The organism is Bacillus sp. 220_BSPC, from assembly GCF_001054655.1.
Classification (GTDB): domain Bacteria; phylum Bacillota; class Bacilli; order Bacillales; family DSM-1321; genus Peribacillus; species Peribacillus frigoritolerans.
Window position 1 is genome coordinate 22,990 of sequence record NZ_JVPL01000022.1, and the last position, 6,522, is coordinate 29,511.

7 protein-coding genes are annotated in these 6,522 nt (G+C 37.6%); 3 read left to right on the top strand and 4 right to left on the bottom strand.

Annotation, left to right across the window (positions count from 1 at the left end; translation table 11 throughout):
- Positions 1–64: 64 nt before the first annotated feature.
- From ADA55_RS01520 to ADA55_RS01530, 3 genes are all read right to left on the bottom strand, one after another.
- Positions 65–643, bottom strand: coding sequence for a hypothetical protein (locus ADA55_RS01520; protein ID WP_048678171.1), 579 nt, complete (start codon positions 641–643; stop codon positions 65–67).
- A 164-nt stretch (positions 644–807) separates the two neighbouring features.
- A complete protein-coding gene (locus ADA55_RS01525; protein ID WP_048678187.1) occupies positions 808–1,371 on the bottom strand; it encodes an MOSC domain-containing protein in 564 nt (187 codons plus the stop codon).
- Positions 1,372–1,512: 141 nt separating this feature from the next.
- Entirely contained in the window at positions 1,513–2,046 is a 534-nt protein-coding gene (locus ADA55_RS01530; protein WP_048678173.1) for a DinB family protein, read from the bottom strand.
- Positions 2,047–2,354: 308 nt separating this feature from the next.
- Here ADA55_RS01530 and ADA55_RS01535 point away from each other — a divergent pair, with 308 nt between their 5' ends.
- Genes ADA55_RS01535 through ADA55_RS01545 form a run of 3 tightly spaced genes read left to right on the top strand, consistent with a single transcriptional unit; the run spans position 2,355 to position 4,613 of the window.
- Positions 2,355–2,897, top strand: coding sequence for a sigma-70 family RNA polymerase sigma factor (locus ADA55_RS01535; protein WP_048678175.1), 543 nt, complete (start codon positions 2,355–2,357; stop codon positions 2,895–2,897).
- Entirely contained in the window at positions 2,887–3,306 is a 420-nt protein-coding gene (locus ADA55_RS01540) for a PadR family transcriptional regulator (protein WP_048678177.1), read from the top strand. Before ADA55_RS01535 ends, ADA55_RS01540 begins: the two co-directional genes overlap by 11 nt.
- Positions 3,303–4,613 carry an FtsW/RodA/SpoVE family cell cycle protein gene (locus tag ADA55_RS01545; protein ID WP_048678180.1) on the top strand — a complete coding sequence of 437 codons (1,311 nt, stop codon included), beginning with the start codon at positions 3,303–3,305 and terminating at the stop codon, positions 4,611–4,613. The genes ADA55_RS01540 and ADA55_RS01545 overlap by 4 nt, the downstream gene beginning before the upstream one ends.
- A 319-nt stretch (positions 4,614–4,932) precedes the next feature.
- On the opposite strand, the gene ADA55_RS01550 is transcribed toward ADA55_RS01545, so the two are convergent.
- Positions 4,933–5,724, bottom strand: coding sequence for a phosphotransferase (locus ADA55_RS01550; protein ID WP_048678183.1), 792 nt, complete (start codon positions 5,722–5,724; stop codon positions 4,933–4,935).
- Between the last annotated feature and the right edge of the window lie 798 nt (positions 5,725–6,522).

Here is a 6,522-nt window from a genome sequence, read left to right on the forward strand (position 1 = left end):
ATTCTCTTAGTTGCATAAAGAAAAAGCTATCTTAAAGACAGCTCCGATCTTCAAAAAGCACCTGTTAGTTTTTATATTTATTCAGGTCGACTCTTACTATTTCTTCATTTTCAATTGTTACAACTAAAAAAGCATCAAATGCATACTCCCTTAGTTTCTCTAATTCTTCTTTTGAAGGTACAAGCAATGGAACTTGGGAATTTTTTTCGCTTACACCTAAATCATAGTTAAGAGTATACTCACCCTTTTCGTCAGGCTTAAGAACTGAGAAAAAAGAATGACCGAACCCTACACCACTCCCGTTATAATCTTCAGGATTATAAATATTGAAGCCCATGACGTCCTCTGACACTGCTTTTAATTTATCCTTAGGCTCAATCTTGATTTCAATTCCTTTATCAACTTCTTCAATACCTGCTGTTTTATTACCTGTATTTTTAATGGTGAATTCATAAAATAAAGCTGTCGGGATCAGCTTATCTCCCTTTTTTTCCCCTTCAGTTATCCCAATTGCCCCAAGCAAATTTTCATCTTTAACAATATCAACTTTCGCATCTACTAGTTCCAGAGAAGGATTTGATGAACAAGCGTTTAAAAAGAATAAAACAAAAAATAGGCTTATAAAAAGAAAGCATTTCCTCAAATAATCACCTCTAATTTCACAATACCATAATTTACCTGTAATTCAAACGAATTTCTTGTTGAATTTTATTGCCGCTTACGTACTTTCAATGGCATAAGAAAAAGGCTGCCTCTTCAACCCCCTAATGGTTTTATATAAAATAAAAACAGTTTTATAAGAAAACATTAAACCCTCTCAAGTGGTGCATGAGGTAAGGGCGGTAATTGAATTCTAACCTGGTCTCCGGGGTGAACCTCACCACTTTCCAAAACTATGCTCATGATACCTGCTTTACGTATCAAGTTCCCCTGCTGATCCCGGTCTAAAACAGCGTTCATTAGTCCAGATTTAAATTGATCAATTTGGGCACAGGGATTTCGCAGGCCTGTTACTTTAATAACTGCCGTTTCCCCAATATATAGTAACGAATCCTTCGGTAATTCAAGCAGATCGATACCTTTTGTCGTAATATTTTCACCCATTTGTCCAGCTGCAACATTAAACCTATCCTTTAATTCATCTAATAATTCTGAGTGAACTAGGTGAACTTGCCTGAGATTAGGTTGATTGGGGTTAGCCGCTACACGTGAACGATGCTTAACGGTTTTACCTAAATGGGCATCTCCTTCAACGCCCAAACCTTTCAACAGTTTTATGCTATTGCAATTTTCCTTACTGAATGTGTGTTTATCACTTTTACTTACAGCGATAACCACTCCACTGGCCGAACCCATTTTTTCGTCATTCATTTTCATTCAACTCCCCCTAATACTTATATTTGATATATTTATTCCACTATCCTGCCCCTCTCAATAAACATATTAAAAAGCCCAATTTCTCAGCATTAAAATTGAGAAATTGGGCTTTTTTCGTTACTCTTACTTACTTACTTACTTACTTACTTTTAAAAGAAACTGATCGATACGTTCTTTTTGCCGAAAGTGGTGCCGGAAATGCATTTCGATTAGCTGAAAATATTCCTCTGCATTTAAGTATCCCATTCTCCGGTGCTGAACTTTCTGGCTGGCTGGAATGTCAGAGAGCTTTCTCTCTATCTCTTGCATTTTCACAACGATTTGAAGCAGTCCTTCCTTTACTTCTTCTTTGCCTGTAGGATTTGGCGGTGTGAAATCCGGTGTATCCGGACCTTTTAACCTGATTGGAGGAAACGTCCCTTCTTTGAAAATCGATTCGCCTATTTCTGTTTTTTCACCGCCATCGGAAGTAGTGCCATTAACACATTGCTCAATGGCTTTCAAATGAAGATGAAGGGTACTCTTTATTAAATGATTGTACATTTGACCTAATGACCATTCATCCTCAGAAGGCTTTCTCGTAAACTCATCCAGCGAATATTTACTTATCTCTTCAATATAGTATGCAGACACCTGTTCGAATCGCCCCAATACCTCTTTTGTATCCAATAGATCTCCCGCTTTCTTTATAATTTTCTTTCTCCTTAATGTAATTAACTTCGACTCACTTACAAATAATCCCTTCTCTCCTATTCAAGAAAGTAGTGATTTCGATTTATCATGTTTATAAATGGTTTAACTTTTCTGATTGCATTTTGTCAGGGAAGGATATATTCTACTATTCCTGTTCTGATTCTTAAAATGTTTTCAAGATTTTCAGTTGTACTCCATAGTAACAAAGGGATAATTTTTAAAAAAAGAAAACCTTCATATAAGTACTATCGTCTATATATCTAGGGAAGGAAGTGTGAACTGTTTTGGAGGAGTTTGTGTTGAAATGGTCTCAAATGAAAGATGACGAATCCTTACTTGATGAAATGATGTCCCTTTATGGCCAGGATATTCTGCAATTGGTCTATTCCTATGTAAAAGATGCAGTTGTTGCAGAGGACCTGACACAGGAGATTTTCATCAAATGCTATAAGGCTCTGCCCACGTATAACCAACAATCAAATATAAGGACGTGGCTTTGGAGAATTGCTATTAACCATTGTAAGGATTATAGGAAAAGCTGGTACTTCCGAAAAGTTTCGACTGCGGAAGAGGAGCAAGATTGGACTTCTACCGATAATGTGGAAGAAGAGGTCATTCAGCAGGATGAAGACAGGCAGCTTGCTGTTGCAGTTATGGAGCTGCCTATCCAGTATCGTGGGCTTATTTATCTCCACTATTTTCAGGAAATGAAGCTCAAGGAAATTTCTGAAATTACCGGAGTCAAACTTGGAACGGTAAAGACCAGGATGCGCCAGGCGAAAAGAAGGTTAAAAACCTATTGGGAGGAATCCACCGATGGAAGATAAATTAGCGCGTTTGAAATCGGCTATGAAAAAGCATACATTTCGTGATTTAAAATTCACGGAAAACCATAGACACTCCATCCATACTGTTATAGAAAAGCAGGATGTGAGTAGGGAAGACATTTTGATTGGTATTTTTAGATCATTAGATGAGGAAAAAAGTGGCTATCAGATTAACGAATCTATTTACCAGAAAGGCATCCGGAAATTTGAAAATAACGAAGGCTCCTTATATGCTGTCTTGCATGAGCTTGAGAAGGAAGGCTGGATCCAGTCTTGTTGGGAAACGGAAGAAAGAAAGCTCTATTCCTTGGATGAACGTGCGAAAAAGTGGCTAAAGAAAAAGGAATCTAAAAGTGATTCCGCCTCTGCTCGTTGGCGGACAGCGTTTGAAGGAGGAGGAACCAATTGAGAAGCAATCATTTTTTAGATGAGGTTTCGTCATATATCCGATCAAAAGAAGCAAAAAAATATATAGAAGCTGAATTAAAGGCCCATTTGCATCAAGCTAAAACTGAACTGGTCAAAAAAGGATATACAGAGGATGAAGCAGAGGAACTGGCTGTCCGAAAAATGGGAAGTCCCGCTGTCATTGGACAGAAGATGGACAAGCTGCACAGGCCGAAGATTGATTGGAAGCTAATGAGCATGTTTCTATTCATGTCAGCTTCGGGTCTGTTTTTGTTTTGGTTCTTATTTAAGAATGGTCATTCCTTTTCCGTGCTGAAGCAGGTATATTCTATCACAGGAAGTGTCATTTTGGCCTGTGTCCTTCTTTTTTTCGATTATCGGAAACTTCAGAGATGGGGCTGGGCTTTCTTTACGATAGGTTGTCTGATTCTTGTTCAGTTCCATTATTCCAATGTTTTAGTGAACGGCAGTCCTCGTATTAATATTATGGGTTTATTTTCGGTCGATTCTATTGTGGTTCTGCCGCTTTTACTGCTTGCCTGGGCCGGAATGCTGCAATCAAAAAAGATGAATGTTTATTTGGCTGCCATTTTATACATTTGTTCCGCCTTTTTGTTTATGGTTACAGTCAACTTGCAGGCGGTGGCGCTTTATTCATTGATGGTCGCTGTCATGGTCTGGAAGAGCGGACTAAATAAAAGGAAAATCCTTATCACTGCAACGGTCCTGCTTACTACATGTGTTTCACTTCTGCTTATATCCTTGAAAAATATAAGGGCCTATCAATTTGAGAGACTTTTTGCCTTCGTTACGCCTGAAAAGTTCAGTGAGACATCGGGGTATATATATTTGAAACTAGAAAGGCTAATTGAGGATGCCGGATGGTTTGGCCATTTTGGTTCCCTTGGAGCATTTGATTTTTCTAATGAAATGATGACGGATTTCATCTTTGTAACCATTACCTATACGCTTGGCTGGACCGGGGCATTGTTCATTGGTCTGCTGTTTTTATGGATGATCTGGCGAATTTCCCTTATATTCCGAACGGTGAAAGACCCATTTGGGAAAATGCTTGTTTCTGGCAGTTTTGCCATATTCACTGCACAGGTAACTGTCAGTATCGGAATGTCTCTCGGCTTATTACCAATAATAAGCGTATCCCTGCCATTTATGAGTTATGGTGCTTTATCAGCGATGATCAACGCCTTCTTGTTTGGTCTGGTTTTAAGTGTGTATCACAAAAAAGATATGATACGGATGAAGGGAAAATATGAGAATATGTTCTGTAGCTCGAACTCTCTTTTCTGAAGAAACTAGGAAAGGGCAAAGGCATGAAGTTTTCAAAGATGCGATGAATCATGAGGATAATTATCAGGTGAAAAATCCCCTAAGAGTTGAATATATAGGTGCTGATTAATGATCATAAGTCCATTTATAAAAATATAGAACTAATTAAGATCCATGTGTAATTTTAGAATCAAGACTGATCAAAATCCTCTCCTGAACCACATATTAACGTAAATAAAAAGAATCCATTTTGAAAAAAGTTTGATCGAAATGGATTCTTTTCTTGTGATTAAAACCCTTATTGAAGTAAAGCACCCGTTAATTCAACAATAGCCCACCCTTACATCCATTCCTCTCCATGTTTCCGAATGAAATTAATATCGTTTTGATAATGTTCAACATGCCCTTCCTTTATCATCTTTTGAAAAGCAATGTCCCCTTCACTGGCTTTTCTTGTAATTGTTTTACATAACCCTTCTAATCGCAGCAATACCATTTCCAAATAGTTTGCTTCTATTCCCTCACCGTAAGATTCAAGAAACAATCTGACTCTTTGTTTTATACGGGTGCCATGCTGTAATGAATGGTAATAAACTTTCTCACCTGCTTCAGAAAGATGAAATCTGCTTAAGGGAACGCAAGTATACAGTGTGTAAGCTATGTCCCAAAGTCTTGGACCAGGTCCAGCAACATCAAAATCAATAATACCCATTGGTTTTTTATGATTAAAAATAATGTTGTACATGGCAAAATCATTATGGCACAGCACCTCAGGTTGTTGTGGGGTGTTATCTATCGGTTGCCAGCTGTCATCAAATGAAAAATCACTGACAGAATCATGATAAAGACGGAGCATTTTCGCTATTTCCATTAAGACATCGTCTGACCGCATGTATTCCTCTAAAGGATAATTACCAGCTTCTCCTTCAATAAATGATAATATTTCTCTTCCTTTTTCATCAATACCTAAAAACTTTGGTGCATAACTGAAACCTTTATTCTCCAAATGCTTCAATAGCTTATGAATTTTGGGACTATCAGGCTTTAATTCCCGTCGCACAGTATCTCCTGAACGATAAACATCAGAAACATTCCCTCCTGTTAGCATTTCTTCATTATCAAGGTTTGACATCTATGGATCCCTCCCTAATATGACTTTCTATAACACGTAAAACAATTCCTGTTTGTTCCAAAATCCACCCGTTAGTTTAAGGACATTCTTTCACAAACTCTTTTCCAACTTTGTAACGATTACGAAACACTCGGATCCGATAAAGGCAGGGAATTTAGTAAATTTGTACAAGTATGTTTTGTTTTTTCTTATATATAGTAGAAAAAGGAGTGATATTTATGAATTTAAGTAATGATTTTTTATGCCGTCATTATCCATTCTGCGGTCATAATTCATCCAGCCATGATAACTCATCTGCTGTGATAAAGCAAAGGACAAAGGGCATAAACAAAAAAGATTTTCGCCAATTGGACAAGCATGTCAGACCCGACAACAAATAAGTGAGTTTTTAAGAAATTCTACCATAGGTTCAATCATTGGATTCACTACAACCGCTGAACCATTTAAACCTATATTTGTAGAGTTACACAGTTTTGATGCTGTTACCGGACAAGTGATAGTTACTGACAGAGCAATGGGTAATTTCACTATTAGCCTTTCATCTATTTGTTCCGTTAAAACGATTTGTCCCGCTACAACGCAACCGATGTTTAATGCTTAAGACTTTATAGAGGATTGGGAAAAAATTAAAAACTCCCCTATGGGAGACGGGGGTCAGGAAGTTCTGAATGACCCTGGAGCAGGCTAAGTAGGGGGCGTGCGTTTATGACACTAACAAAACAGCAAAAAGACAATTAATAAATTAATTGCCTCAGTTTGTAGACAAAAGGGGTTCGGAATTAAAAAATTCTGAACCCC